We start from the raw sequence: 25,711 nt of genomic DNA on the forward strand, positions 1-25,711 counted from the left end.
GGGTGACGCCATGTCGACCCTCGGTACCTCCTCCTACGCCGACACCGTCGCGCTGCCCGAACCCGTCGCCCGGGCCGTCGAGTTGGCGGTCCGGCTGGGCTTCGCCCAGTCCTGCCGCCCGGAGCACGGACGGCTGCTGCAGGCCCTCGCGGCGGGCGCGACCCCGGCCGGGGGCATCGGCGAGACCGGTACCGGCTCCGGCGTCGGCCTGGGCTGGCTGCTGGCCGGCCGCCGCCCGGGCGTCCGGGTGGTGAGCGTCGAGCGGGAGGCGGAACTCGTGCACGCGGTACGGGAGTTGTTCGCCGACGTACCCGACCTGGAGGTGGTGCACGGCGACTGGACCGCGATCCACGAGCACGGCCCGTTCGACCTGCTGGCGCTGGACGGCGGCGGCAACGGCAAGCAAACCGCGCCCGCCGACCCGCTCCGCCTGCTCACCCCCGGCGGCACCCTGGTGGTCGACGACCTCACCCCCCTCACCACCTGGCCACCGACCTACCGGGGCGCCCCCGACACCGGCCGCACCGCCTGGTACGACCACCCGGCCCTGCTCACCACCGAGGTCCGCCTCGCCCCCGACCTGTCCACCCTGCTCGCCACCCGCCGCCACTGACACGGCGTCAGTCCCCCCAGACCTCCCGAACGCACCGCAGCGGGTCAGACTCCACCCGCAGCGGCACGTCCCACCGCATGACAGCCCGACCGTCCCCGTAGGGCGGCCACCCGGCACCCGGATCACCGTCCCGAACGAAGGCCACCCAGGCCCCGTGCACGGCATCCGCGAGGGCCTGCGGAGGCCGCCCGCCCAGCGCGGCGGTGACGCCCTCGGCGTGCAGCAGGTCGAAGGCGAACGGTAGGTCGGTGCAGTGGTAGGCCTGCCCGGCCCGGCCGGGCGCGTCGCCCGACCAGTCGAACTGGTAGAGCCAGGTGGGCAGTCCGCGCTCCGCCCGGGCCTCGGCGCGGGCCAGCGCCGGGGCCCGGAACAGCCAGTCGGTGAGCACGTCGCCGAGCCCGGCCCCGGGGTGGTCCGCCGTGAACCGGGCCGCCCGCTCCCCGTCCAGCCCGAACGCGGCGAGCCACCCGCCGACGCCGTCCTCCGGCTCCGACCCGGCCGGCGCCGCGAACTCGTGCGCGGTGAAGCCCAGCAGCAGCGGCACCTCCGCCGCGGCGACCGCCTCGCGCACCGGCCGGGTCACCCACGAGCCGTCCGGGTACGGGGCCAGGCACTTCAACGGGTCACCCTCGGCGGCCAACGCGTCCTGCAACGCCAGGAGTTCGGCGTCCGACGCGTCCCGCAGCGCGGCGGCGGTGAGCACCGCCCCGGTGCGCGCGGCCAGCCCCGCGGCGACGGCCGGGGCGTCCGGCTCCAGGACCGCACCGGAGACCGAGAGCACCGCCCGGAACAGCCCCCGTGCCGCGGGCACCCCCAGCAGGCTCTGCACGGCACCACCGCCCGCCGACTGCCCGGCCACGGTGACCCGGCCGGGATCGCCGCCGAAGGCCGCCACGTTGTCCCGGACCCACTCCAGCGCGGCGACCCAGTCCCGCACGCCCCGGTTGTCCGGCGCGTCGGGCAGGTGCAGGAACCCCTCCACGCCGAGCCGGTAGCCGACACTGACCAGCACCACCCCGTCCCGGTTGAACGCGGCCCCGTCGTACCAGGGGCTGGCCGCGCTCCCCGCCACGTACCCGCCCCCGTGGATCCACACCAGCACCGGCAGCCCCGCCCCGACCCCTGCGGGCCCGGGCTCGGGCGTGAAGACGTTCAGGTTGAGCACGTCCGCCCCCGGAACACTCGGCTCGGGAATGGTCGTCACCGCCCCGAACGGCCGCCGCTGCGCCGTGGGCCCGTACGCGGTGGCGTCCCGCACCCCGCCCCACGGCTCCGGCGGCACCGGCGCGGCGAACCGCAACTCCCCGACCGGCGGCCGGGCGTACGGAATCCCGAGGAAACGGACACCACCACCGGGACGGCGCTCCCCGCGCACCGCCCCGTCACGGGTGAGGACGACTGCCATGGCGACGGCTCCCGGACGGTCCACGATCCACGGCCCCGAGGGGCCCGGTCCCCGCCATCCTCCCCCACCCCGCGCACCGCCGGAGGAACACGCCCCCTCCCGCGAGGCCCTCCGGCGCAGCGCCCGCGGAGCCCACCCGCGGTCGGCCGTCGACCGTCTTGCCGAACCGGCGCACGCCCCGGCGGCGTTTGCGCGGGGTCAGAGCCAACCGCGCTGGGCGGCCTTGATGCCCGCCTCGAAGCGGCTGCTGGCGTTGAGGCGTTCCATGATGGAGGCCATGTGACGGCCGACGGTGCGGGAGGAGAAACCCAGGCGCTGTCCTGCGGCGTCGTCGGTGAGGCCGCTTCCCAGGAGGCGCAGCAGTTCGCGTTCGGTGGGGGTGAGGCCGGTGGCAGGGTCTTCGGGGGTGGTGGATCCGAGGGGGACGGCGGTGTTCCAGGCCTGCTCGAACAGGTCGATCAGGGCGCTGAGGATGCCGGGCTCGGTGACGTACAGGGCGCCCTTGCGATTGTCCTCGGGGTCGACGGGGACCAGGGCCTCGCGGCGGTCGACGAGGACGATCCGCTGGGGGACGGTGGGGGAGGTGCGGACTTCGCCGCCCTGGCTGCGCAGCCAGTGGGCGTAGGTGACGGTGTGCGGCTGGTGGCGGGTGGAGTCCTGGTAGAGGGTGCGGATGGTGATGCCGCGGGCGAGGACCTGGGCGTCGGCGGGGCGGGAGGCGTCGAGGTCCTCGGGGCGCTGGTTGCCGGGTTGGATGCTGACGACTTCGCGGGTGGTGTCGCGGCCCATGCGTTCGAGGCGGTGCAGGATGGCGTCCATGCCGAGCAGTCGTTCGCCGTGTTCGGAGCGGTGCTCGGCCCGGTCGGCGACCATGCGGGTGACGGCGGCGCGGGAGGCGGCCAGGGTGGCCTGGCGTTCGGCGAGTTCGGCTTCCTGTCGGGCGAGCAGGTCGGCGAGGCCGATGGCGGGGTCGACGGCGCGCATCCGGCCGGGGTGTTCGGCGGAGGCGCGCACCAGCATGAGGTGGCCGAGTTCGTCCAGGCTGTCGTGGACCTGGGTGGTGCCGAGCGCGCAGTGGGCGGCGATCTCGTCGAGGCTGTCGGCGGGTCGGTCGAGCAGTGCCCGGTAGACCCGGCCGGCCGTGGCCGTGAGTCCCAGCGCCTCCAGCACGGAGCCCCCTCATGTGGTGGTTCGTAGGTGGTGTCGTGTGCAGTCGTGCACGAAGCCTCACGCATCCTTACAGACCGACACGTTCGATCACAAGATCGATTCTGGGCGCTTCGGGGCATTCGCAGGCCTATGCCCGAAGGGCGTCCGGCCTCAATTCTTGATGGGCTCATGACAGGTTGTCTGGTGTCGGACAGTCCGGCTGGCGCCACCCGCAACCCCTTCCGAGGGGGTTCCGGAACGGCGAAAGTAGAGATCGCCGCCGGAGAGAACGGAAACCGGGCGGCAACCGGAAGAGGGTCAACCGCGGGACTCCTCCACCGGACCTACCAACCGCCCCCGTCACGTTCGAAGGAAACCCACCATGACCAACACCCGTATCGCCAAGGCCGCCGCGGTCCTCACCCTCTCCCTCGGCGCCCTGCTCCTGGCCTCCGCCGCCACCACGGCCGCCGCCGCCGACACGACCACGGTCTCCACCACCCCCACCCCCCTTCCCACCGCCACCACCGTCACCACCGTCACCACCGACAGCCTCGGCTGGGGCGGCTGAGCCCGAATGGACATCGTCCACGCCTCGCTGCGCCGCAAGGACGCCCCCGAGCAACCCCACGACGGGGAAGCCGAAGAAGTCCAGGCCGCCCTGTGGGCGCACGCCACACCCACCGACGCCCTCCAGCACATCACCGTCCGCTGCACGCCGGAACAGGTCGACCTGCTGCTCTACCTGCTGAGCCGCCCCGCCACCGCCGAACCCGCCCCCCGCGGCCCGGCGCTCCCGGGCCCGCCGCGGACGACGGCGAAGGACTCGCCGACCGTCGCGTACGACCTGATCACCCGCAGCCACCGGGCATCGCCGATGCTGCGCCGACGCTACCGGCCGCCGATCCCGCCACTGCACACCGGATCTCCGCTCCGCACCCCGTAGGCCCCACCCTCCACGCTTCACCACTGCCCTCCGGCACCGAACACGGCCGGCCCGCCGGCACGGGCCCCTCCGCCCACCGGCCCGCACCGATCCCGCCTGCCGACCGCACCGTGCCCGGCGTTCGAGCTCCGGCTGTTCCTGCAGGACAGCCGTCCGCCGTCATCCCGCCCAACGGCCACCTGCGGCCGGCACCCCGCCCCACGTCCTTCGAACCCGTAACAAGGGGAACTCCGCCATGCCTTCTTCCCGCCGCTCCAAGCTCGCCAGCCTGGCCCTGGCCACCGCGATCGCCGCCTCCGGCGCCATCGCCACCACCGCCGTCACCATCGCCACCGCCACCACCGCCCAGGCCGCCTCGTCGGTCGGCGGCCAGATCACCCGCAGCGAGGTCCTCTCCCGGGCCAACGACTGGTACAACCGCAACATCCCCTACAACCAGGGCGCTTCGGCCACCGACGTCGGCGGCCGCTCCTACCGCAGCGACTGCTCCGGCTTCGTCTCGATGGCCTGGCACCTGGGAAGCAGCGAGAACACCGACAGCCTCGACGTCCGCTCGCTGACCAGCCGCGTCGCGCTGACCGACCTGCAGCCGGGCGACGCCCTCGACAACGACCCCGGGGACGGCAACATCGCCGGCAACGGCCACATCGTCCTGTTCGACCACTGGGTCAACAAGTCCGCCGGCACCTTCGCCTACATCGCCGAGGCCAACACCGCCGACGACATGCAGAAGGGCACCGGCACCGTCGGCAGCGGCACCTTCGCCAACTACTTCGGCCTCCGCTACAACAACATCGCCGACGACCCCGTCACCGGGAACACGGTGCGGTTGGTGAACGTGAAGGTGGACGGCGGTGTGCGGAACGTGGACGGGAACTTCTCGTCGGGACAGTGGGGTTCCTGGTCCGACATGGGCACCACCGGGGTTTCGGAGGTGACCAGCGCCGCAACCGGCTCGACACTGCGGGTGTTCGCGATCGGCAGCGACAACCGGATCTACGAGAAGGACGGCAACTTCGCGACCGGCCAGTGGAGCGCGAGCTGGTTCCCCCTCCAGAACAGCCCGACCGTCACCGCGATCTCGGCATCCTCCTACGGCAACACCGTGCACCTGACCGCAATCGGCACCGACGGACAGATGCACAACTCCGACGGCGACTACACCGCCGGAAACTGGAACGGCTGGACCGCACACGGCGGCACCAACCTGAAGCGCATCGCCTCCGCAACAACCTCCGACAACGTCAACCACGTCTTCGTCCTCGACTCGAACCAGCAACTGCGCGAGATCGACGCGAACTACGCCACCGGCCAGTGGGGCTCATGGGGCGCAGCCGCAGGCGGCTTCACCGGCAAGGACGTCGCCGCATCCGCCTACGGCCGCACCGTCCACCTGACCGCCCTCGACAACAACGGCCAACTCTTCAACAACGACGGCGACTTCGCCGCAGGCACCTGGACCGGCTGGACCGGACACAACGGCACCGGCCTCAAGCGAATCACCTCCGCCACATCGACCGCACTCAACATCAACCACATCTTCGCAGTCAACGCCGCCAACCGCCTGGTCGAAATGGACGCCAACTACACCACCGGCATCTGGAACTCCTGGGCCGAACCCGCCGGCGGCACCGACTCCCAAGCCGTCACCGCCACCTTCACCAACTAACACTGAGCTCGCCGTTCAACCGCTTGTAGTGGTTCATCGGGGTTTGGCGCCCTCCTTGTGATGGACGGGCCGGGCGCATGCCTCGCCGGTGGCCAGGGCCCTGCCGACCTCGTAGCGGGCGGCGGGGCGCTGACCAGCCAGGCCCAGCGGTCGACGTCCTCGGCACCGGCCCGGTGCGCGACCACCAGAGCCGGACCGGCCGGTTCACCCCGCCGCCGGGCAGCTTCTCGACGGCGAATCGGATCACCGCGCCTTCGAGGATCGGCAGCTGGTCGTCCTGCCCCAGCCACGCGGCCCGGCGGGGCGGGCCCGGGCGGAGCCGGTCCCGGGCCCGGGCGACGGCGGTTGCGATGCGCGGGGCGTCGTAACCGGCGTCCGCACCACCACCAGTACCCCCGAATCGTCCGGCCGACCATGAGACTGCCGCTTGTCCTGGTCGTTGATTCGGGCATGGGGCGGGGTGATCTGACGGATGCCGAGTAGGAACGGCTTCGGCCGTTCTTGCCGGTCAGCAACGGACGTCGTGGCCGGTGGCGGAACCATCGGCAGGTGATCGACGGAATCCTGCAGCGGGTCCAGGCCGCGGCCGACGCAGTCGGCGCCATCGGCTGGGACATCTCGGTGGACTCCACCATCGTGCGCGCCCACCAGCACCCGGCCGGCGCCCGCACCGACCCGCCGCCGGCACTCGCCGCCCCAAAGGGGGGCCAGGTGTGGGAACACCAGGACGAAACTCCGTGGCAGAGCCTCGCCGGCCGGCTGGTGGAGGTGATGCAGGAGGCGAGGAACTGGGCCGCTCGCACGACGGCTTCCCGGGCCGTCTGGCTGCGGGCTAGAGGCCCTCTCACCCGGCGAAGGGCCGGTACTCCAGAGCCTGGTCGACAACCTCTGCGGCTGTCGGCTCCGGACCCTTCGGCCAGAAGATCAAGTCGCTTACGTAGCCGGTCGGACAGCCGAGGGCCCTGTCCAAAGCCTCCAGAACACCGTACGCCTCGGCATCCTCGGCATAGTCCATATCCATGATCTTCTGCACCAACACAACGGCCGCTGCACGAGTCATCATCGTCACGGACACCCCTTCCGGAAGAAGGCCAGCCCAGCCTCGGGCTTTCACGAGTGCTTGGGGCTGCCAGTAGGTGGTGCGCCTGGCTGCAGCTGGCAGGTCGTACTCCTGCTTCGCGACGATAGTCGTTCGCACCCTTCACCTGGTGGGTGCGGTCCGTGTCGGTGGCGGATCTCCTGTGGAGGCTAGAGGCCCAGGTTGGCGGCGAAGACGGAGAAGGCGGGTGCCACTACGCGCCAGTTGCACAGACGCGGGTTCGTCCAGAAGTCACTGCCTACGACGCGGGGGTCCAGCGGGTCGGTCCGGTAGTCCAGTGCCAGAGCGACATCGTCACCGGGCATGCGGTTCACGGCGATGAGGACTGCCTGTTCGACGTCGAGCCAGGGCAGCTCCACCGGCGTATCCAGGGCGCTGCCCCGTACCTCCCGGAAGAAGGCGTAGGACGGGTCATCGGCGAACATGTCCATCGAACGGGACTCCCGCTCCATCTCCGCCGTGCTGCCCAGAAAGACGAGCGGGTCCTCGAACCATGGAATGACCCCCGCTATCGTGGCCGAGCCCGGATGGCGCCACCGGCCCTGGGCGAGCAGGGACACGAACTGTGCCGGCAAGGCCAGTCCGCGGACCGTCAAGTGCTCCATGCCGGACATCGTGGCACAGCAGCAGCCTCTCTCGGTCGCTGTCTGAAGGTCGAGGTGGAGAGCGCTGCCGCCCTGCAACGATGGGACTTGTCGAGGGTCCTGTCAGCTGCGAGGAAAGAAGCATTCTCCAGGTGGGCAAGCGTAGTGGGTTGCATCCTGGACGTCGTCCTGGCCGCCGCGCTCGGCGGCGACCACCTGTCGGACATAGGCGTGCTGAGGGCCGAGCCGACGGTGTTCGGCCCGGTGGCCTGCGACCCGACGGTGTCCCGGCTGGTCGACGCCCTTGCCGGGGCTGGTTCCCGCGCGCTGGCGGCCATCCGGCAGGCGCGGTCCGAAGTCCGGCAGAGGGTCCGGAAGTCGGCCGACGCTGCGTTGCCGGACGCGAGCGGCGAGATGATCGTGGACATCGACGGCGTGCTGGTCCTGGCCCATTCCGAGAAGCAGGACGCCGCCGCGACGTGGAAGAAGACCTTCGGTCACCACCCACTGGTCGCGTTCGTCGGCCACGGCCGCAGAGGCTCGGACGAGCCGGTCGCGGGCCTGCTTCGGCCCGGGAACACGGGCAGCGATACCGCTGCCGATCACGTCACCGTCACCCGGCAGGTGCCGGCCCAGTTGCCGGCCCAGTTGCCGGCCCGGCTCCGGCGCGGGCGGCGGACACCGATCCGTACCGATTCGGCCGGTGGCACCCACGACTTCCTGGATCGGTTCATCCGGCGCGGACGGTGGCTGTCCTACTCGGTCGGCATGACGGTCACCGACGCCGTGCACCGAGCCGTTCTCCTGGTCCCGGAGCCGGCCCGGACGCCCGCGATCGAGCCGGACAGCGAGATACGCGACGGCGTCTGGGTCACCGAGGTTGGGCGACGTCCTGAAGGGCTGGCCGACGGGCATGCGGCTGGTTGTCCGTGAGGAACGGCCGCACCCCGGTACCCAGTTGCGTTTCACCGACGCGGACGGCCCGGGCGTTCGCGACCCGCCATGACAAGCACGGCTACCTCTTCCTCGGCGCCGTCATGGTGGCAGCACCGGCCGTGTGGCTGCGGTCGTGAGCACCACCAACCCGTGCTGGACGCAGTTCACGCGCGCAACAGGCCCAGGACGGCCTCTGCGGCCGCGGCCGGATCGTCTACCTGCACCCACGAGTACTCGTCCGAGACGATGAACGGCGACTCGCCGACTGCCTGGTACTCGATTTCAACGGCTTCGAGGCTGTCTTCGAGTCGAATCGAGAAGCCTGCTCTACCGCTGCTGCTACTCAGGCACCTGATCACCAACTCAGGCACCTGAGTGGACACCAGCCGAAGTACCTCACCCACCGGGCCATCCGCATCGCCCGTCCAGAACCCTGTTTCCATGCCGGCGATCATTCCACTGCTTGATCGGCCGGACAGCTGCTGGACGTCGAGGCGGCCCCGGTTCAGCGCACCGTACGGGGCGCCGCGCCCACACCCGCGCCAAGGCGTGTCTCTTTGATGGACTGAGCAGTTGACCGGGCGTTTCTGTCCTGCCGGTGGTCTGCGATGCGGTGTGAGACCGGATCGGGCCGTTGGTGCCGGCCTGTCCGGTCCGGGGTGGCGGTGGGCCGACCATCGGCGCGCGCCGGGGCGATCGTGCGGAAGTACCGCACGTGCTCGCCCTGGCGTGGCCTTCCGGAAGGGCCCGGACTCGCTCAGAACCGTGCAAGAGGTTGCTGCGGTGGGCGGTCCGTTGACACGCTCGACGGCATACTGGGCGGATGAACTTCGGGGCGGGGTCCGGCAGGAGCAACTGGGGTCGCGGGGTACTGCGGGAGTTGCTGAGGCAGACCGCGGAGGGGGTCGGGGTCGTCCTCCACGAGTCGGAGGACGAGTAGGGGTCTTTCGCGAAGTACGTCGGCGCGGGGTCGGGTCGGCGGGTGACGGTGTATCCGCCCTACGAGCAGCGCCGGGCCTTCCGGGTGGTCCTCGGAAGCGACCTTCCGAGCAACTCCCCGCGCCTGGCCGGCGGGTGGACCGCCGATCCGGCCGAGGCGGTCAGGACGGTGGCGGCCTGGACCGGCGGAGCGGGGCTCGAGGAGACCAAGGCGCAGGCCCCGTGCATCGAATTCCGGCCCTGGGCCCTCGTGCACGAGCGGGAGCCGTTGGACGGGGTCGAGTTGGAGTGGCACCTCCAGTTGGACCGCATCCACTTTCCGCCGGACGACCGGAACCTACGCACGCATGCGTTGCTGGCCGCGGCGTACGCCCAGCCGGCGCTCCGCCGGCTGACACCGGCGACCAGCATGTTGAACGTCTGGTTCTCCACCAGTGTCAGGGCGAACTGGAGGACACATGTCGGGCACGCTTCCGGCGGTTGATGCACCGCCCGACCGTGTTCCGCTCCTGGTAAGCCCCACGGCGGTGGACGCGGGTGTGTCGCCAGCCTGTCGGGACATCGATATCTCGACATGAGTGCGCACACATCAATGCCCCGACACCGGTGTACCGACATCGATGTCCCAACACCGGTGTGCCGACATCGATGTCCCAACACCGACGCCCCAACATCAATGCTTGGACACCGATGTCGGCGCACCAATGTCTCGACATCGATGCCCCGGCACCACGACCAGCACCACCGCCCCAACACCACCCCCGCACCACCGTCACGCCGTCAGTGCTTGCACGCCCACCAGGCCTCGGCGCTCGCCGCCTCCGCCTGCGCCCGCAGCGCCCGGACGGCCTCCACGGGGTCGGCCGCGCCGTAGACCGCCGAACCGGCCACGAACACGTCCGCGCCGGCCTCGGCGCAGGCCTCGATGGTGGTGGGGGCGACACCGCCGTCGACCTGGAGCCACAGGTCGAGGCCGTGCTTGTCGATCAGCTGCCGGGTGCGGCGGATCTTGGGGAGCATGATGTCGAGGAACGCCTGGCCGCCGAAGCCGGGTTCGACCGTCATGATCAGCACCATGTCGAGCTCGGGCAGCAGGTCCTCGTACGGCTCGATCGGGGTGGCGGGGCGCAGGGCCATCGAGGCGCGGGCGCCCTTGGCGCGGATCTCGCGGGCGAGGCGGACGGGCGCGGCGGCAGCCTCGACGTGGAAGGTGACGGAACCGGCACCGGCTTCGACGTACTGCGGGGCCCAGCGGTCGGGCTGTTCGATCATCAGGTGGCAGTCGAGGGGGGTGTCGGTGGCGCGGGCCAGCGACTCGACGATCGGCACGCCCAGCGTGAGGTTGGGGACGAAGTGGTTGTCCATCACGTCGACGTGCAGCCAGTCCGCGCCGCGCACCGCCTCGGCCTCGTCGGCGAGGCGGGCGAAGTCCGCGGACAGGATGCTGGGGTTGATCTGCGCCATGGCGAGGGTACCTTCACGACTCGGTGCGGGTGGCCGGTGCGGCCGCTCGCGACCATCATCCCCCGTACGCCCGGCAGCCCCTCCGGACCCCCGTCCCACGTCCGCCACCGCGCTCTCCACCGCGCTCGCCACCCACCCGCCGCACGCTCACCGTGCACTCGCCACCCGCGCCCCGCCCCCGCTCGCCGCGCGCTCGCCACCCACCCGGCCCACGCGCCCGTCCCACCCGCCGCACGCTCACCGTGCACTCGTCACCCGCGCCCCACCCCACCCCGCGACCATCCGTCCCGTACCGGTCGGACGTCCGCTCCGCAGCCCCCGGTGTCCGCCCCCTGGAAGTGTTCACACTCCCGAAACACTTGCCCTTCCCGGTGTCGTCCCGCTCTGGCAGGCTCCCAGAGCAAGCGGAACCACGCTGCTCGACCCTCACCGAAAGGCGTCCCGATGACCCAGGTCGTCCACCCCGCGCGTGCCCTCTGGTGGCTGTTCGAACCCGTCCACGCACTCACCTACTTCTCCCCGGAGGCCCGCGCCGCGTACGAGGCGGCGGGGCTTCGCGGGTACTGGCGCGGCTACTTCGGCGGGCGTTCGGCGCCGCTGGGGGCGGTGGACTCGGCGCCGGTGGTGGCCGCGTTCTTCAACTTCGCGCCGCAGATGGTCGAGCGGGCGCTGCCGGAGGTCTGGACCCTGGCGAGTCCGGAACGGGCGCTGGAGGCCCGGGTCGCGGGGGCGACGGGGGCGTTGCAGCGCGTCCTGGCGGACGTGAAGCCGGATCTGATCGACCGTTCGGTGGAGCTGCTGGAACGGGCCGTCGACGGACTGGACTGTTGTGGGCGCGTGCTGGCCGCCGCGAACGCCGACCTCCCCCGCCCGAACGACCGCCTGGCCCGCCTGTGGCAGGCCACCACCGTGCTGCGCGAGCACCGGGGCGACGGCCACGTCGCCGCCCTGGTCGCCGAGGGCCTCGACGGCTGCGAGGCCCTGGTGGTCCGCTGCGCCCTGGACACCCGCCGCGAGACCCTGCAGCCGCAGCGCGGCTGGAGCGACACCGAGTGGGACGAGGCCACCGCCCGCCTGATCGACCGCCAGTGGCTCACCCCGGACGGCTCGCTGACCCTCCAGGGCCGTCGCCGCCACCTCGCCCTGGAGGCCGCCACCGACCTCGCCGCCTCCCGGGTCTGGACCCACTTCCACCGCTCCGAGCTGGACGAACTCCTCACCGCCCTGCACCCGATCTCGGCCGCCTGCCGCGCCGACCTCCCCCCGAGCACCCCGATCGGCCTCCCCAACGCGGCCTGACGCCCGGCGAACGACGCGCGGCCGACCGCCCGGAACCGAACCCACCCGGAGGCCGGCCGCACCACCGTCAGCCCTCCCGCACCACGGGCCGCCCTCCCGCCCCTCCGCCGCCACCACCCCCTCCGCCGTCACTACCCCCTCCGGCCCCCTCCGCCCCCTCCGCCCTCACCGGGCGTCGAACGCGGTGACGAGGCCGCTCACCCCGCGGAGGCCTTCGCAGCCGACGGCCCCAACAGCAGGGACAACACCGGCACGACGCCGGAACGCCCTCAGCGCGACGACAGCACGGACGGCGGACCGAGGACGATGCCGCGGCCGGAGTAGAAGCGGTCGAGGTCGACCCAGGGGACGCGGGCGGCGCGCTGGGAGCCGTCGGGGAAACCGGACGGGTTGTGGATCAGCAGCGCCTCGTCGTCGGCGCCGACGGCGAGCACCAAGTGCCCGCCGGTGCGCGGGACTTCGGGGGCGAGGGTGCGGATGCCGGGGTGGACGGAGAGCATCGGGAGCCGGTCCTGGGCGAGTTCGGCGACGATCCGTTCGGCGGGCAGTTGGGCGACGGCCTCGGCCTGCAGGCCCCAGCGGGTACGGGCGTACTCGGCGAACGGGACGTGGATCAGGCCGTCCAGCCGCCCGTCGGGGTACCGGACGTACGCGCCGGCCTGTCGGCACTCCTCGGCGAGGTGGACGGCCGCGGGGGCGACGCCCCACCAGTGGTCGAGCACCATCCGCAGGCAGGCCATCCCGCACAGCCGCCACGACCAGTACTCGTACTCGTCCTCGTCGGCGGCGCCGGAGCGCTCCCACAGCGGGTCGTCGGCGGCCCGCAGCGTGCCGTCCAGGATGTCGGGCACGAGTTCGGGCGACTCCCACTGGGAGTAGTAGGGCACCTGATGGCTGATCGGCTTCACCCGGTCATCCTGGCGCACTTTCGGCCGGATCCCCCGGAGCACCGTCCGCGACACCGGGAACCGACACCGGGAACCGACACCGGAAATCCCCACCCACCCCTCCCCACCTGTGGGAAGCCTCACCCGACAGCAAACTTGAACACGTTCAGTTCCTCTGGCATGGTGGGCTCGTCCCAAGATCGGAAGCATCGGGAGGACCCGAACCATGCGTGCCCGGACCACACCCGTCCCGACCGAGCGAGCCCGCAGCCGCGTCGCCGCCACCCTGGCGGTGTCCCTGCTGCTGGCACTGCTGTGCGCCTGCGCAGGGCCGAACCAGTACTACGCGGGCAGCGGGACGCACGGCGTGACAACGGCCGAGGCGGTCGGCGAGTGGGTGGGGGCGGACGACACCCGGTTGACCCTGCGCGAGGACGGCACCGCCCTGATCGAGCACCTCGACGGCCTCGAGTTCGACTTCGACGAGGGTTGGCGCCTCTCCGGCACCGGCGCCTGGCAGTTCGACGACCGGGAGTCCGGCCAGCAGCTCGTTCTGGACCTCACCACGCAGACGTCCTCCGACACCCGCCCGGGCGCGACGACCGCTCCTACCGGCAGCCCCGGGCCGTCCCGCCGTTCCTACCGCTGGCGGTTCGAGCTGAAGCGCGACAGGGCGAAGAAGCTCGTTCTGTTCTTCTTCTACGGCGACCCGGACTCGGGCAACACGAACGTCCTCGCCCGCCCCGCCGGCACCGCGCCCTCCGCTTCCCCCACCGCCCGCTGAGACGCCCTGCACCGGGTACCCGGACGCAGGCCGGTTTCCGCAGTATCGTCCGTACCCGTACCCGCCCCCGCAGGCACGATCCCTCCCGCCCCGACCACCCGACCTCACCCCCTCAGCGAACGGAGCAGCCTTGGCCGCCATCCGCCCCGAACCCGTCGAGTCCCCGGGCGCCCGGCTGCTGCTGACGGAGTACCAGGCCGAGGTGTACCGCCGCTGGAGCGGCCCGCCGCCCGCCGAAGCGATGCCCGCCGGGGCTCCGGCCGATTCCGAACTCGCCGCGCCGCACGGGGTGTTCCTGCTCGCCCGGCTGGACGGGCGTCCGGCCGGCTGTGCGGGGGTGCGGGCTCTCGGCACCGGCCCGGGCACCGGTGAACTGAAGCGCCTGTACGTCCGGCCGTCCGCCCGCGGGCACGGTCTGGGGCGGCTCCTGCTCGCCGCCGCGGAGGACGCCGCCCGCGCGCTCGGGCACACCCGGCTGCGGCTGGACACCATGGCCGAACTCGCCGAGGCGCGCGCCCTGTACACGGCCGCCGGCTACGCGGACATCCCGCCGTACAACACCAACCCGTACGCCGCGCACTGGCTGGAGAAGGCGCTGTGACGGGGCCGGTGGTGAACCTGTGGCGGGTGGGTCCGGACGCCGTACCGCAGGAGGTGTGGAGCCGCACGGACGCCGAGGTGCTGATCCTGGCGGAGAACCGGCTGACCGAAATCCCGGACGGCATCGGCGAGTTCACCCGGCTGCGGACGCTCGACCTGGGGCACAACGCGCTCACCGCCGTCCCCGACCGGATCGGCGACCTGACCGGACTGTCCGACTTCCTCTACCTGCACGACAACCGGCTGACCGCGCTGCCGGCCGCGCTCGGCCGCCTGCACCGGCTGCGCTACCTCAACGTCGGCGAGAATCCGCTCACCGAACTCCCGGGCGAAATCTGCGACTTGGCCCAGCTGCTCGAACTGCGGGCGCAGGACTGCCGGTTGGCTCGGCTGCCGGACCGGATCGGCGCCCTGACCCGGCTGCGCGAGCTGCGGCTGCGCGGCAACTCCCTGGCCGAACTGCCCGATTCGCTGTCCGGCCTGCGTGAACTGCGCTGCCTGGAACTGCGCGACAACCGGCTGGCGCGCCTGCCCCGCGCCCTGGCCGCGCTGCCGCTGCTGCGCGAACTCGACCTGCGCGGCAACCCGTTGGCCGAGGCCCCGGCCTGGCTGGCCGAACTCCCCTCGCTGGAGAAGCTGGACCTGCGCTGGACTCCGGAACCGCCCGCCCGGCACCTGGTCGACGCCCTCGAACGGCGCGGCTGCGCCGTGTACTTCTAGCCCGCCGACAGGCCGTTCGGTCAGCGAAACGTCCGACCGGCGGGCCGTCCGCCCGAGAGGTCTCGCGGGGCGGACGGCCCGCCGGAGGGCGGGGTCACCAGGCGTAGTGCTCCGGCGCGGTGCGGTAGCCGGGGAAGATCTCGTCCAGCCGCTCCAGCGTCTTGGCGTCCAGCTGCACGTCCAACGAGCGGACCGCGGCGGCGAGTTGCTCCTCGGTGCGGGGGCCGATGATCGGGGCGGTGACGGCCGGGCGGGTGCGCAGCCAGGCGAGCGCGACGTCGCCGGGCTCGTGGCCGAGCTCCGCGCACAGGTCCTCGTAGGACTGGATCTGCTCGCGGTGCTCGTTCAGGGTCTCCAGGGCCCGGCCCGAGGCGCGGCGGACGCCCTCGCGCTCCTTGCGCAGGACGCCGCCGAGCAGGCCGCCGTGCAGCGGGGACCACGGGATCAGGCCGAGGCCGTAGTGCTGGGCGGCGGGGGCCACCTCCAGTTCGACGCTGCGCTCGATCAGGTTGTACAGCGACTGCTCGCTGGTGAGGCCGAGGAAGTTGCGTGCCTTGGCGGCCTCCTGGGCCTGGGCGAGGTGCCAGCCGGCGAAGTTGGAGGAGCCGACGTAGATGATCTTGCCCTGGAGGGTGAGCACCTCCATCGCCTGCCAGATCTCGTCCCAGGGGGTGTCCCGGTCGACGTGGTGCATCTGGTAGAGGTCGATGTGGTCGGTCTGCAGGCGGTGCAGGCTGGCGTCCACGGCGCGGCGGATGTTGAGCGCGGAGAGCTTGCCCTCGTTGGGCCAGTCGCCCATGTCTCCGTACAGCTTGGTGGCGATCACGGTCTTCTCGCGCCGCCCGCCGCCCTTGGCGAACCAGTTGCCGATGATGGTCTCGGTGAGGCCCCGGTTCTCGCCCCAGCCGTAGACGTTGGCGGTGTCGAAGAAGTTGATGCCGTGTTCGTGCGCGGCGTCCATGATCCGGTGCGCGTCGGCCTCCACGGTGTGCGGGCCGAAGTTCATGGTGCCGAGGCAGAGCGGGGAGACGGACAGGCCGGTGCGGCCGAGGTGGGTGTACTCCATGAGCCCCACCCTCTGCCGCACCGGCCCGCTTGTCCAGCACCGGCCCACCGGGGAGACGTTCACCCCGGACACGTTCACCCGCCCGAAACGCCAGCCCGAAACGCTCGACCCGAAATGCCCGGCCCGGCACCCCGCCCCTCAGGCGCTCCCGCCGCCGCCACCGCCGTAGTAGCCCCGGCCCGCCCGAATCCGCATCGGGCCGGTGCCGTGCGCCTCGATGTGCGCGAGCAGCACCGACCGCAGCGGCTCGGGCAGCCCCCGCCCCCGGGCGCCGGTCCACTCCGGGGCGGCGAACAGCTGGGCGGCTCCGTCCAGGTGGGCCGGTGTGCAGGGCCGGGCGGTGAGCGCGGCGAGCACCGACTCCGGTTCCTCCGCCAGGAGTTGGCCCTGCAGGGCCAGGTCGTACCACGTCAGCCCGCCGCCCTCCTCCCGGGCGCCGAGGGCGAGCCAAGCCAGCAGCGCGCGAATCCGCTCGGCCCGGTCCGGCCAGTGCCAGCGGGCCATCCCGGCCAGGCCGATCCGGGCGTGCCGCTGCCGCTCCGACCACGCCTGGTACTCGTCCCCCGGCGTCCGGGCCACCTCGGCCGCCGCCGCGGCCAGCTCCGGCGGGGCCGCGGCCAACCAGCGCCGCCTGCGCCGCTCCTGGCGTGCCTCCTCGGCCGCCAGCTCGGCCCGGGCCTCACGCGGGCCGGTCAGCCCGCGCTCGGCGAGCCAGTCGTCGAGCGCCGCGCCGCCCAGCAGTTGGGCGTCGCAGTCGCCGACCGCCCGGATGTCCGTCCCGTGGTGCAGGGTCCACGTCGCGAACCGCACCCCGTCCGCCCCGTACAGGAGGATCGTCGGCCACCCCGCGCACCGGCAGACGTCCCCCGTGCCGCCGTCCACGATCGCCAGCAGCCCGGCCAGTTCGGCGATCCCGGCGCCGGTCAGCTCCAGCCGGGGCGCCTCCGGTTCGTTCGCCTCGTACGGGGCCGCCTGCACGACCACCACCCGCGCCGCCCGCCCCAGCTCCCCGCGCAGCCGCGCCGTGGTCGGCCGCCCCGTACCCCACCTGCTCATCCGCCGCTCCCCTCCCCGGACCACCCGATCCGCGGCACCCTACCGCCCGTGCCACCGCCCGCCCCTCGGGCACCTGGACCGACCGCCGAAGTGATCGCGCGCGTGCAGGAACCCGATCCGGCTGTCCGCCGACCGCAAACGCGGCCGGAGCACTTCGGGCGCAGCCGGAGGCCGCTCGCCCGGGCCGCGCCGGAGATCGCCGACCACGCGGGGCCGGACGCGGTCACCGCGCCCAAGACCGCGGCCGAACTCGGCACCGACACCGCGTCGTTGGACAACCACCCGCCGAAGTGCGTCAGCCGGACGCCGGACAGGGCCGCCCGTAGAACGAGCGCTGCTCCCGGCACGGCCCGGGGTCCACCGGCACCTCGGGGTCCACCGCCCGCGCGCACCAGCCGCACCGCAGCCCGGCGGTCGCCCCGGCGGCCCGCAACGCGGCCACCGTCCGCGCCGCCTCGCGGAACGGCACCTCCCCGGGCAGGTTGACCGGCGGCTGCGCGAACCGCCGGCTCGACTCCCACAGGCTCCACCGGACCGCAGCGCGCGCCACCTGGTACACCTCGATCCGACGCTCACCGACCGAGGTGACCAGCACCGTGAACTCCGGGTCCTCCGACACCACTCCCCCGATCCCCCTGCCGGGCAGGGGAGTTCGCCGTCAGGCAGTCCGCCGTCCGACAGTTCACCCTCAGGCACTTCCCCGTCAGGCGGTCCGCCGCAGCAGCGCCAGGTACATCGCGTCCGTCCCGTGCAGGTGCGGCCAGAGCTGGACGTCCGGGCCCTCGCCCAGGTCGGGGACGCCGGGCAGCAGCGGGCGGGCGTCGATCCACTCGACGTCCTCCCGGCCGCGCAGCACGTCGTCGACCACGGCCCGGGTCTCGGCCAGGTGCGGCGAGCAGGTCGCGTAGCCGACCACGCCGCCGACCCGGGCCGCGTCCAGCGCCGAACGCAGCAACTCCCTTTGCAGCGGCCCGAATCCGGCGATGTCCTCGGGGCGCCGACGCCAGCGCGCCTCCGGGCGGCGGCGCAGCGCGCCCAGGCCCGAGCACGGCACGTCGACCAGGACGCGGTCGAACGCCCCGCGCTCCCAGGCGCCGCGCGTCCCGTCGGCGGTGATGACGGCGTACGGGCCGGGGTTGCCGTCCAGCGCGCGGGCGACCAGCCGGGCGCGGTGCGGCTGCTTCTCGGAGGCGACCAGCGCCGCGCCGCGCTCCGCGGCGACCGCGCCGAGCAGCGCGGCCTTGCCGCCGGGGCCGGCGCAGCCGTCCAGCCAGAGCCGGTCGGGGCCGTCCAGCGGGGCGTTGGCGAGGGCGATCGCGACCAGCTGGCTGCCCTCGTCCTGCACGCCGGCCCGGTTCTCCCGGACGGCGTCCACCCCGGCCGGGTCGCCGCCGTCGGTGAGCCGCAGCGCGTACGGCGACCAGCGGCCGTCCTCGACCTCGGGCAGCGCGTCGCGCAGTTCGGCGACCGAGGAGCGGCCGGGGCGGGCCACCAGCGTCACCTCGGGGCGGGCGTTGTCGGCGTCCAGCAGCTGCTCCATCGCCTGCCGCCCGCTCGCGTCCGGCTGCCAGCGGCCGAGCGCGTCCCAGAGCGAGGAGACCACCCAGCGCGGGTGGGAGTGGACGACGGCCAGGTGGTCCTCGGCGTCGTCCTCGTACGGCGGGGCGACCTGGGCGACCCAGCCCGCCAGGTCCTGGGCGCTGATCTTGCGCAGCACGGCGTTGACGAACTTGGCGCGGCCGTCGCCGAGCACCGCCCGGGCCAGCTCGACGGTCGCGGAGACCGCGGCGTGGCTGGGGATGCGGGTGCCGAGCAGCTGGTGGGCACCCAGCGAGAGGACGTCCAGCACCGGCGGGTCGACCTCGCGCAGCGGGCGGTCCACGCAGGCGGCGATGATCGCGTCGTAGGTGCCCTGGCCGCGCAGCGTGCCGTACACCAGCTCGGTGGCGAGCGCGGCGTCGCGGCGCTCCATGCCCTTGCGCTCGGCCTCGCGCAGCAGCGACGGCAGGATCAGGTTGGCGTACGCGTCGCGCTCGTCGACGGCCCGCAGCGCGCGGAACGCGACGATCCGGGCGGGGTCCTTCTTGGGGCGGCGGTGCGGGCGGGGGGCGCGCTTCGCGCCGGCGGGGGTGCTCAAAACGAATGCCTCGAAACAAAAGGTGCTGCGGATCAGGTCCGGCCCGCCGAGGGGCCTCGCCCCCAAGTCTAGGCCGAACCCGCCGCGCGCCCCGTCCCCGAACGCCCGGGAAGCCCCCGAACGCCAGAGCCCTTGGAGGCCCGGGAGGCCCCGGGAAGGCCCCCGGAGGCCCCGGCGGGCCTCAGCCCTCGAAGCGCTCCCCGGTCTCGATCCGGGCGCCGCGCGCCCAGTCCGCGGCGGGCATCGCCTTCTTGCCCTGCGGACGGACCTCGCCGAGCTCCACCTCGTGGCTGCCGGTGCCGACCCGGACGCTGTTCTTGGCGACGGCCAACTCGCCCGGTGCCAGGGCGCTCTCGCCCGGCAGCAGGCGCACCGGGCCGGTGACCTTGAGCCGCTCGCCGCGGAAGGTGGTCCACGCGCCGGGCGCGGGCGCGCAGCCGCGCACCACCCGGTCGACCCGCAGCGCGGGGTGGGTCCACTCGATCCGGGCGTCCTCGACGGTGATCTTGGGCGCCAGCGTGACCCCGGAGAGCGGCTGCGGCTCGGGGCGGGCCTGCCCGTCCTCGATCGCGTCCATGGTGCGCACCAGCAGCTCGGCGCCCGCGTGCGCGAGCCGGCCGAGCAGCTCGCCACTGGTGTCGGTGGGCTTGACGGTCTCGGTGAGGACGCCGAACACCGGCCCGGAGTCCAGGCCCTCCTCGATCCGGAAGGTGGACGCGCCGGTCACCTCGTCGCCCGCCAGCACGGCGTGCTGCACGGGCGCGGCGCCGCGCCACGCGGGCAGCAGCGAGAAGTGCAGGTTGACCCAGCCGTGCACCGGGATCTCCAGCGCGCCGGGCCGGATCAACGCGCCGTACGCCACCACGGGGCAGCAGTCGGGGGCGATCTCGGCGAGCCGGGCCATGAACTCCGGCTCGCTGGGCCGGGCCGGCTTGAGCACCTCGATGCCCGCCTCCTCGGCGCGCTGGGCGACCGGGCTGGCCACCAGCCTGCGCCCGCGCCCGGCCGGCGCGTCGGGGCGGGTCACCACGGCGACCACCTCGTGCCGGGAGGCCAGCAGGGCGTCCAGGGCGGGAACGGCGACCTCGGGGGTGCCGGCGAAGACGAGACGCACGGGCTGGACCTTTCACTGGGTTCGAGCGGTCGGAACATCGGACGGTCGGAACGGCGGAGCCGTCAGCGGATCGGCGGAGCCGTCAGCGGATCGGCCCGAACGTGGAGTGCGGCGAGATCCGCACCGTCGGCGCGGGGGCGCCGCCCCAGTCCGCCTCCCGGATCGCCTTCATCGCCGCCTTCCGGGTCTCCCGGTCCAGCCGGTCGATGAAGATGATCCCGTCCAGGTGGTCCGTCTCGTGCTGGATGCACCGCGCCATCAGCCGGGTGCCCTCCACCGTCACCGGGTCCCCGTACATGTTGACGCCCCTGGCGACCACGCCGTACGCCCGCTTGGTGTCGAAGCGCAGGCCCGGCAGCGACAGGCACCCCTCGGGGCCGTCCTGCTCCTCCTCGCTGAGCGACAGGTCCGGGTTGATCAGGTGGCCCACCACGCCGTCCACGTTGTACGTGAACACCCGCAGCGACACGCCGAGTTGCGGCGCCGCCAGCCCGGCCCCGGGGGCCTCCAGCATGGTGTCGGTGAGGTCCTTCACCAGTCTCCGCAGCTCCTTGTCGAAGACGGTCACCGGCTTCGCGGTCGCCCGCAGCACCGGGTCGCCGAAGATCCGGATCGGCTGAACTGACAAGACCGCGACTCCCTCTGCACCCGACACGGCCGCCGGGAAACGGCGGCCTCCGGGAAGTCTATGCAATCCCCGCCCCCGGTTCGGAGCGGCCACTGGCATATCCCGAGTCGCACTTCGCGCGTGACCCAATGACCCGCCGTGCGTTGGTCAATGCGAATTGACCGGGACGCGCGAGCGCCCCGAGCACGCGACCCGACCGAGAGGTGGCAACGAGGCCATGGCCGAGCAGATCAATCACGACGCCCGGGCCCGGGCGTCCCTGCACCTGCTGGTGCGGGACATCGAACGGGTCCGACGCCAGGTCGACGCCCTGCGCACGCTCACCGCCCAACTGGGCAACGTCTACCGTCCCCGCCGCCCCAGCACCTCCGCCGGCTTCGTGGTCTACGGCCGCGCCCCCGCCCCGACCGTCCGCCTCGCCCAGGAGCTGCGCGAGAGCGTGGAGACCCTGGTCGCCGCCGCCGTCGAGTTCGACCGCGCCCTGGGCTTCTCCTGGGACTCCGTCGGCTCCGCGCTCGGCGTCACCAAGCAGGCCGTCCACCGCCGCTACGGCATGCGCCGCCCCACCGGCGAACTGCTCCCGGCGCCGCGCGAGACCGACGCCCCCACCGCCCCGCCGCCCGCCGCCCCGGCCGAACACGCCGCCGCCGCCACGGCCCGCCCCCCGATCCCGCAGGCCCGCCAGGCCAGCCCGCTGATGCCCCAGCGCACCCGCTGACGCCCGGACGGAACCGGGGAACACGAAACCGGAGAGCGCGAAACCGGCGAGCGTGAAACCGGAAGCGCAACCAGGGGCACGGAGAACCGCGCGGCCGACCGAGCACGCACAGCCGGATCGCGACGCAGGCCGACGGCCCGCACCATCCCGCGACCTCGCTGACGCCCGACTCCCTCCCCCGGCCCCGAGGGGGGCTGGGAGGTGCCCCTGCGCAGATCCCCGCGCCCCCGGTTTCGCCGCGTCCCACCCCGGCCCACCACCCCGCGACCCGCACCAACCCACAAGCCGCCACCCACGCCACCCACGCCACCCCGCGACCCGCCACCCACACCACCCGACGCGGCAGCCCCCACCGCCACCGACCGCCCCGCGCAGCGGCTCTCAGCCGATGTCCGTCGGATCCACCCGGATCCGCACCGTCTCCGCCCCCCGCAGCGCCAGCCGCGCGATCTGCGCCGCCTTCAGCGCGGACGCCAGCGCGGCCCCCTGCCCCGGCGCGACCCGCACCAGCGCACGCTCCACACCGTCCTCCCGCGCTCCCCCCGCGCCACCCCTGCCCCCTGCACCGCTCCCCGCACCGCTCCCACTCCCTGCACCGCTCCCGGCCCCGCCGAAGACCGGCACCGGCCCCAGCACGTCCGCCCCCTCCGGGAGCCGCAGCAGCCCGAGCAGGTCCGCGACCGCCTGCGCCGGTCCGGTCACCGAGGCCATCCGGGAGACCGGCGGGAAGCGCAGCTCCTCCCGCTCGTCGAGCTCCGTCCCCGCGTGCCCGGCCGGGTCCCACCGGACCAGGGCCTGCACCGCCCGCGCCGCCGCCTCCGCGACGACCACGACGGTGCCGCCCTCGTCCGCCGGGCGGACCAGCGCGGCGGCCGTCAGCCAGCGCCGCACCGCCTCCTCGCCGGCCCGCAGGTCGGGCCGGTTGAGCAGCGCCCAGCCGTCGAGCAGCAGCGCCGCCGCGTAGCCGGAGCCCTCGGCGACCGGCTCGGCGCCGGGGGTGGCCAGCACCAGCGCGGGCGCGCCCGGCACCGTCGCCAGCACCGCGTCCCGCCCGGAGGTGCGCACGGGAATCCGCGGGAACGCCTTGCCGAGCTCCTCGGCCGTCCGCCGGACGCCCACCACCGCGGCCCGCAGCCGGAACGAGCCGCACTCGACGCAGTGCCAGTCGTGCTCCTCGGTGCCGCACCAGGCGCACACCAGGGCGGCGCCCGCCGCCGGCGACTCCAGCGGCCCGCCGCAGGCCCGGCAGCGAGCCGTCTCCCGGCAGCGCGCGCAGGCCAGCCGGGGCGCGTAGCCCCGCCGGGGCACCTGGATCAGCACCGGGCCCCGGGTCAGCGCCTCGTGCGCGGTCTCCCAGGCGACCGACGGCAGCCGGGCCGCCTGCGCCGCGCCGTCCCGCGCCTGGTCGTACTCGGTGACGGTGCGCACCCGGGGCGCGGTCCGCCGGACCGTCTCGCGCGGCGCGGCCAGCGGGCGGGCCCAGCCGGAGCGCAGCAGCTGCGCGGCCTCGACCGTCATCGACACGCCGCCGAGCAGCACCGCCGCACCCTCCTCGGCGGCCCGCAGCAGCGCCACCTCCCGCACGTGCGGGTAGGGGGCGTTGGGGTCGCCGTGGCTGCTGTCGCCGTCCGACCAGACCACCAGCAGGCCGAGTTCGCGCACCGGTGCGAAGACCGCCGCCCGGGTGCCGATCGCGGCGCGCACCGCGCCCCGGCTGACCGACAGCCAGCGCCGGTAGCGCTCCTGCGGGCCCGCCTCGGCGGCCAGCACCACGTGCCGGCCCTCCCCCAGCACGCCCCGCAGCGCCTCGTCGACCCGGGCGACCGCGCGCCCGTCCGGCAGCACCACCAGCGCGCCGCCCCCGGCGGCCAGGGTCGCGGCGACCGCCCGGGCGATCTCGACGGGCCACTCGGGGCCCGGCAGCGCCGTCCACACCGCGCGCGGCGCGTGGCCGCCGGCCAGCGAGCCGAGGAACTCCGGCCCGTGCACGTACCGCTGCCAGCTGCCCAGCTCGGGGCGGCGGGCGGCGGCAGCGGGCGGGCGACGGCTCGGACTCGGCCCCGGCGTGCCGCGGCGGGACGGCCAGTTGCAGCACGTCGGCCAGGGTGCCCGCGTAGCGGTCGGCGACGGCGCGGCACAGCCGCAGCAGCGCCGGGGAGAGCACCCGCTCGGGCGACAGGACGCGGGCCAGCGGGGCCAGCGGGCCCGCGTAGTCGGAGTCGTCCCGGCGTTCGACGACGAAGCCGTCGTGCAGGGCGCCGCCCTCGCGCCGCCCGTGCGCGCCGACCCGCCCGCCGAAGCGGACCCGGACCCGGACGCCGGGCTGGGCGTCCTCGGACATCGCCTCGGGCACCGCGTAGTCGAAGTACTGGTCGAGGCTCAGCACGCCCTTGTCGACCAGCACCCGGGCCACCGGCCGCCGTTCGGCGAGCACCACCCCGCGCGCGGCCCGCGGCTTGGCCCGGCGCACCGTCTCCCGGATGAACGCCAGCTGCTCCCCGGTGCCGTCCGCGCTGCTCACGCCCCCAACCTAGCGGAACCCGCCGACAGCCCGGGCGGCACGACGACACCGGCGGCACGACGACATCGGCGGCACCACAACGAAGACAGCGCGACGACAAGCACCGCACGACGCAGCCGCCCGCCGGGAAGGTTCCCCGACGGGCGGCTGCGAAGCGGTGGTGCTCAGCTGGTGGCGGCGGCCTTCAGCGCCTCGACGCGGTCGGTGCGCTCCCAGGTGAAGTCCGGCAGCTCACGGCCGAAGTGGCCGTACGCGGCGGTCTGCTGGTAGATCGGGCGCAGCAGGTCCAGGTCGCGGATGATGGCGGCCGGACGCAGGTCGAAGACCCGGGTGACGGCTTCCTGGATCCGGGTGACCGGGACGGTCTCGGTGCCGAAGGTCTCCACGAACAGGCCGACGGGCTCGGCCTTGCCGATCGCGTACGCGACCTGCACCTCGGCGCGGCGGGCCAGGCCCGCGGCGACGATGTTCTTGGCGACCCAGCGCATCGCGTACGCGGCGGAGCGGTCGACCTTGGACGGGTCCTTGCCGGAGAAGGCACCGCCGCCGTGGCGGGCCATGCCGCCGTAGGTGTCGATGATGATCTTGCGGCCGGTGAGGCCGGCGTCGCCCATCGGGCCGCCGATCTCGAAGCGCCCGGTCGGGTTGACCAGCAGGCGGTAGCCCTCGGTGACCAGCTTGATGCCCTGGTCGGCGAGCGCCTTGAGCTCCGGCTCCACCACGAACTCGCGGATGTCCGGGGTGAGCAGCGACTCCAGGTCGATGTCGCTGGCGTGCTGCGAGGAGACCACGACGGTGTCCAGGCGCACGGCGCGGTCGCCGTCGTACTCGATGGTGACCTGGGTCTTGCCGTCGGGCCGCAGGTACGGGATGGTCCCGTTCTTGCGGACCTCGGTCAGGCGGCGCGAGAGCCGGTGCGCCAGCGTGATCGGCAGCGGCATCAGCTCGGGGGTGTCGTCGCAGGCGTAACCGAACATCAGGCCCTGGTCGCCGGCGCCCTGCCGGTCGAGCTCGTCCTCGACGTCGCCCTCGACGCGGTGCTCGTGGGCGGTGTCGACGCCCTGCGCGATGTCGGGGGACTGCGCACCGATGGACACCGACACGCCGCAGGAGGCGCCGTCGAAGCCCTTCTTGGACGAGTCGTAGCCGATCTCCAGGATCTTCTCCCGGACCAGCTGCGCGATCGGCGCGTACGCCTTGGTGGTGACCTCGCCGGCGATGTGCACCAGGCCGGTGGTGATCAGGGTCTCCACGGCGACGCGGGAGGTCGGGTCGTCCTTGAGGAGGGCGTCCAGGATGGTGTCGCTGATCTGGTCAGCGATCTTGTCGGGGTGTCCCTCGGTAACGGACTCCGAGGTGAACAGGCGGCGAGACACA

Annotated in this window: 25 protein-coding genes and 2 pseudogenes; 12 read left to right on the plus strand and 15 right to left on the minus strand. The window is 73.6% G+C overall.

Going from position 1 to position 25,711, the window contains the following annotated elements:
- The first annotated feature begins 10 nt into the window (after nt 1-10).
- On the plus strand, nt 11-613 hold the full coding sequence (locus HUT16_RS05450) for an O-methyltransferase (RefSeq protein ID WP_176185979.1): 603 nt from the start codon (nt 11-13) through the stop codon (nt 611-613).
- A 7-nt stretch (nt 614-620) separates the two neighbouring features.
- Here the strand turns inward: HUT16_RS05450 and HUT16_RS05455 are convergent, their stop codons facing one another.
- Together HUT16_RS05455 and HUT16_RS05460 are read right to left on the minus strand one after the other, a co-directional pair.
- Nucleotides 621-2,018 (minus strand): carboxylesterase/lipase family protein, encoded by a 1,398-nt coding sequence (locus HUT16_RS05455; protein ID WP_176185981.1) that lies wholly within the window; start codon nt 2,016-2,018, stop codon nt 621-623.
- Between the two features lie 198 nt (nt 2,019-2,216).
- Complete coding sequence (locus HUT16_RS05460; protein ID WP_176185983.1) at nt 2,217-3,188, minus strand: LuxR C-terminal-related transcriptional regulator; 972 nt, start codon at nt 3,186-3,188, stop codon at nt 2,217-2,219.
- A 361-nt stretch (nt 3,189-3,549) separates the two neighbouring features.
- On the opposite strand from HUT16_RS05460, the gene HUT16_RS05465 reads away from it, so the two are divergent.
- The 3 genes from HUT16_RS05465 to HUT16_RS39110 all read left to right on the plus strand — a co-directional run bounded on the left by HUT16_RS05465 (nt 3,550) and on the right by HUT16_RS39110 (nt 5,782).
- Nucleotides 3,550-3,738 carry a hypothetical protein gene (locus HUT16_RS05465; protein ID WP_176185985.1) on the plus strand — a complete coding sequence of 63 codons (189 nt, stop codon included), beginning with the start codon at nt 3,550-3,552 and terminating at the stop codon, nt 3,736-3,738.
- Nucleotides 3,739-3,744: 6 nt separating this feature from the next.
- Nucleotides 3,745-4,113 (plus strand): hypothetical protein, encoded by a 369-nt coding sequence (locus HUT16_RS05470; RefSeq protein WP_176185987.1) that lies wholly within the window; start codon nt 3,745-3,747, stop codon nt 4,111-4,113.
- A 235-nt stretch (nt 4,114-4,348) separates the two neighbouring features.
- Entirely contained in the window at nt 4,349-5,782 is a 1,434-nt protein-coding gene (locus tag HUT16_RS39110) for a hypothetical protein (RefSeq protein WP_176185989.1), read from the plus strand.
- Nucleotides 5,783-6,626: 844 nt separating this feature from the next.
- Here the strand turns inward: HUT16_RS39110 and HUT16_RS05480 are convergent.
- Complete coding sequence (locus tag HUT16_RS05480; protein ID WP_176192503.1) at nt 6,627-6,842, minus strand: e9imm peptide; 216 nt, start codon at nt 6,840-6,842, stop codon at nt 6,627-6,629.
- A 188-nt stretch (nt 6,843-7,030) separates the two neighbouring features.
- Nucleotides 7,031-7,486, minus strand: a complete 456-nt coding sequence (locus HUT16_RS05485; RefSeq protein ID WP_176184158.1) for a hypothetical protein — start codon at nt 7,484-7,486, stop codon at nt 7,031-7,033.
- Between the two features lie 54 nt (nt 7,487-7,540).
- On the opposite strand from HUT16_RS05485, the pseudogene HUT16_RS05490 reads away from it, so the two are divergent.
- Nucleotides 7,541-8,447 (plus strand): annotated as a pseudogene (locus HUT16_RS05490) (transposase); the annotation flags it as partial.
- A gap of 118 nt (nt 8,448-8,565) precedes the next feature.
- Here HUT16_RS05490 and HUT16_RS05495 read toward each other — a convergent pair.
- On the minus strand, nt 8,566-8,856 hold the full coding sequence (locus HUT16_RS05495; protein WP_176185991.1) for a hypothetical protein: 291 nt from the start codon (nt 8,854-8,856) through the stop codon (nt 8,566-8,568).
- 527 nt (nt 8,857-9,383) lie between these two features.
- Between HUT16_RS05495 and HUT16_RS05500 the strand changes: the two genes are divergently transcribed.
- Nucleotides 9,384-9,824, plus strand: coding sequence for a DUF6193 family natural product biosynthesis protein (locus HUT16_RS05500; RefSeq protein WP_176185993.1), 441 nt, complete (start codon nt 9,384-9,386; stop codon nt 9,822-9,824).
- Between the two features lie 296 nt (nt 9,825-10,120).
- Here HUT16_RS05500 and rpe read toward each other — a convergent pair whose 3' ends face one another.
- Complete coding sequence (gene rpe / locus HUT16_RS05505) at nt 10,121-10,804, minus strand: ribulose-phosphate 3-epimerase (RefSeq protein ID WP_176185995.1); 684 nt, start codon at nt 10,802-10,804, stop codon at nt 10,121-10,123.
- A 444-nt stretch (nt 10,805-11,248) separates the two neighbouring features.
- Between rpe and HUT16_RS05510 the strand changes: the two genes are divergently transcribed.
- Nucleotides 11,249-12,103 (plus strand): hypothetical protein, encoded by an 855-nt coding sequence (locus HUT16_RS05510; RefSeq protein ID WP_176185997.1) that lies wholly within the window; start codon nt 11,249-11,251, stop codon nt 12,101-12,103.
- A gap of 269 nt (nt 12,104-12,372) precedes the next feature.
- On the opposite strand, the gene HUT16_RS05515 is transcribed toward HUT16_RS05510, so the two are convergent.
- A complete protein-coding gene (locus HUT16_RS05515) occupies nt 12,373-13,011 on the minus strand; it encodes a C39 family peptidase (protein ID WP_254897654.1) in 639 nt (212 codons plus the stop codon).
- Nucleotides 13,012-13,216: 205 nt separating this feature from the next.
- Between HUT16_RS05515 and HUT16_RS05520 the strand changes: the two genes are divergently transcribed.
- The 3 genes from HUT16_RS05520 to HUT16_RS05530 all read left to right on the plus strand — a co-directional run bounded on the left by HUT16_RS05520 (nt 13,217) and on the right by HUT16_RS05530 (nt 15,094).
- Nucleotides 13,217-13,774: a hypothetical protein gene (locus HUT16_RS05520; protein WP_176186001.1), complete on the plus strand. Its 558-nt coding sequence runs from the start codon at nt 13,217-13,219 to the stop codon at nt 13,772-13,774.
- A 130-nt stretch (nt 13,775-13,904) separates the two neighbouring features.
- On the plus strand, nt 13,905-14,375 hold the full coding sequence (locus HUT16_RS05525) for a GNAT family N-acetyltransferase (protein WP_217712026.1): 471 nt from the start codon (nt 13,905-13,907) through the stop codon (nt 14,373-14,375).
- On the plus strand, nt 14,372-15,094 hold the full coding sequence (locus HUT16_RS05530) for a leucine-rich repeat domain-containing protein (protein WP_254897655.1): 723 nt from the start codon (nt 14,372-14,374) through the stop codon (nt 15,092-15,094). The genes HUT16_RS05525 and HUT16_RS05530 overlap by 4 nt, the downstream gene beginning before the upstream one ends.
- Nucleotides 15,095-15,188: 94 nt before the next feature.
- Here HUT16_RS05530 and HUT16_RS05535 read toward each other — a convergent pair whose 3' ends face one another.
- The 6 genes from HUT16_RS05535 to def all read right to left on the minus strand — a co-directional run bounded on the left by HUT16_RS05535 (nt 15,189) and on the right by def (nt 21,095).
- Nucleotides 15,189-16,160, minus strand: coding sequence for an aldo/keto reductase (locus tag HUT16_RS05535; protein WP_176186003.1), 972 nt, complete (start codon nt 16,158-16,160; stop codon nt 15,189-15,191).
- Nucleotides 16,161-16,298: 138 nt separating this feature from the next.
- Nucleotides 16,299-17,216 (minus strand): hypothetical protein, encoded by a 918-nt coding sequence (locus tag HUT16_RS05540; RefSeq protein WP_176186005.1) that lies wholly within the window; start codon nt 17,214-17,216, stop codon nt 16,299-16,301.
- 295 nt (nt 17,217-17,511) lie between these two features.
- Complete coding sequence (locus tag HUT16_RS05545) at nt 17,512-17,835, minus strand: hypothetical protein (protein WP_176186007.1); 324 nt, start codon at nt 17,833-17,835, stop codon at nt 17,512-17,514.
- Nucleotides 17,836-17,919: 84 nt separating this feature from the next.
- Nucleotides 17,920-19,353, minus strand: coding sequence for an RsmB/NOP family class I SAM-dependent RNA methyltransferase (locus tag HUT16_RS05550; protein ID WP_176186009.1), 1,434 nt, complete (start codon nt 19,351-19,353; stop codon nt 17,920-17,922).
- Nucleotides 19,354-19,534: 181 nt separating this feature from the next.
- The gene (gene fmt, locus HUT16_RS05555) at nt 19,535-20,467 is read right to left on the minus strand and encodes a methionyl-tRNA formyltransferase (RefSeq protein ID WP_176186011.1); all 933 of its coding nucleotides are present in this window, start codon (nt 20,465-20,467) and stop codon (nt 19,535-19,537) included.
- 82 nt (nt 20,468-20,549) lie between these two features.
- Entirely contained in the window at nt 20,550-21,095 is a 546-nt protein-coding gene (def, locus tag HUT16_RS05560; RefSeq protein WP_176186013.1) for a peptide deformylase, read from the minus strand.
- A gap of 217 nt (nt 21,096-21,312) precedes the next feature.
- Here def and HUT16_RS05565 point away from each other — a divergent pair, with 217 nt between their 5' ends.
- Nucleotides 21,313-21,813, plus strand: coding sequence for a hypothetical protein (locus HUT16_RS05565; RefSeq protein WP_176186015.1), 501 nt, complete (start codon nt 21,313-21,315; stop codon nt 21,811-21,813).
- A gap of 381 nt (nt 21,814-22,194) precedes the next feature.
- Here HUT16_RS05565 and HUT16_RS05570 read toward each other — a convergent pair.
- Nucleotides 22,195-24,250: pseudogene (locus HUT16_RS05570) on the minus strand (primosomal protein N').
- Here HUT16_RS05570 and HUT16_RS37925 point away from each other — a divergent pair.
- Complete coding sequence (locus HUT16_RS37925; RefSeq protein ID WP_254898435.1) at nt 24,204-24,347, plus strand: hypothetical protein; 144 nt, start codon at nt 24,204-24,206, stop codon at nt 24,345-24,347. The pseudogene HUT16_RS05570 and the gene HUT16_RS37925 sit on opposite strands and share 47 nt — an antisense overlap.
- Before the next feature lie 151 nt (nt 24,348-24,498).
- On the opposite strand, the gene metK is transcribed toward HUT16_RS37925, so the two are convergent.
- The gene (metK, locus tag HUT16_RS05575; RefSeq protein WP_176186017.1) at nt 24,499-25,710 is read right to left on the minus strand and encodes a methionine adenosyltransferase; all 1,212 of its coding nucleotides are present in this window, start codon (nt 25,708-25,710) and stop codon (nt 24,499-24,501) included.
- Between the last annotated feature and the right edge of the window lies 1 nt (nt 25,711).

It is taken from the genome of Kitasatospora sp. NA04385 (assembly GCF_013364235.1).
In the GTDB taxonomy this organism is placed as follows: domain Bacteria; phylum Actinomycetota; class Actinomycetes; order Streptomycetales; family Streptomycetaceae; genus Kitasatospora.

Bases quoted from the DNA above. Each gene is read 5' to 3' on its own strand.
- HUT16_RS05450 (WP_176185979.1), top strand. From the start codon at position 11: ATGTCGACCCTCGGTACCTCCTCCTACGCCGACACCGTCGCGCTGCCC.
- HUT16_RS05455 (WP_176185981.1), bottom strand. From the start codon at position 2,018: ATGGCAGTCGTCCTCACCCGTGACGGGGCGGTGCGCGGGGAGCGCCGT.
- HUT16_RS05465 (WP_176185985.1), top strand. From the start codon at position 3,550: ATGACCAACACCCGTATCGCCAAGGCCGCCGCGGTCCTCACCCTCTCC.
- HUT16_RS05470 (WP_176185987.1), top strand. From the start codon at position 3,745: ATGGACATCGTCCACGCCTCGCTGCGCCGCAAGGACGCCCCCGAGCAA.
- HUT16_RS39110 (WP_176185989.1), top strand. From the start codon at position 4,349: ATGCCTTCTTCCCGCCGCTCCAAGCTCGCCAGCCTGGCCCTGGCCACC.
- HUT16_RS05480 (WP_176192503.1), bottom strand. From the start codon at position 6,842: ATGACTCGTGCAGCGGCCGTTGTGTTGGTGCAGAAGATCATGGATATG.
- HUT16_RS05485 (WP_176184158.1), bottom strand. From the start codon at position 7,486: ATGGAGCACTTGACGGTCCGCGGACTGGCCTTGCCGGCACAGTTCGTG.
- HUT16_RS05495 (WP_176185991.1), bottom strand. From the start codon at position 8,856: ATGATCGCCGGCATGGAAACAGGGTTCTGGACGGGCGATGCGGATGGC.
- rpe (WP_176185995.1), bottom strand. From the start codon at position 10,804: ATGGCGCAGATCAACCCCAGCATCCTGTCCGCGGACTTCGCCCGCCTC.
- HUT16_RS05510 (WP_176185997.1), top strand. From the start codon at position 11,249: ATGACCCAGGTCGTCCACCCCGCGCGTGCCCTCTGGTGGCTGTTCGAA.
- HUT16_RS05520 (WP_176186001.1), top strand. From the start codon at position 13,217: ATGCGTGCCCGGACCACACCCGTCCCGACCGAGCGAGCCCGCAGCCGC.
- HUT16_RS05535 (WP_176186003.1), bottom strand. From the start codon at position 16,160: ATGGAGTACACCCACCTCGGCCGCACCGGCCTGTCCGTCTCCCCGCTC.
- HUT16_RS05540 (WP_176186005.1), bottom strand. From the start codon at position 17,216: ATGAGCAGGTGGGGTACGGGGCGGCCGACCACGGCGCGGCTGCGCGGG.
- HUT16_RS05565 (WP_176186015.1), top strand. From the start codon at position 21,313: ATGGCCGAGCAGATCAATCACGACGCCCGGGCCCGGGCGTCCCTGCAC.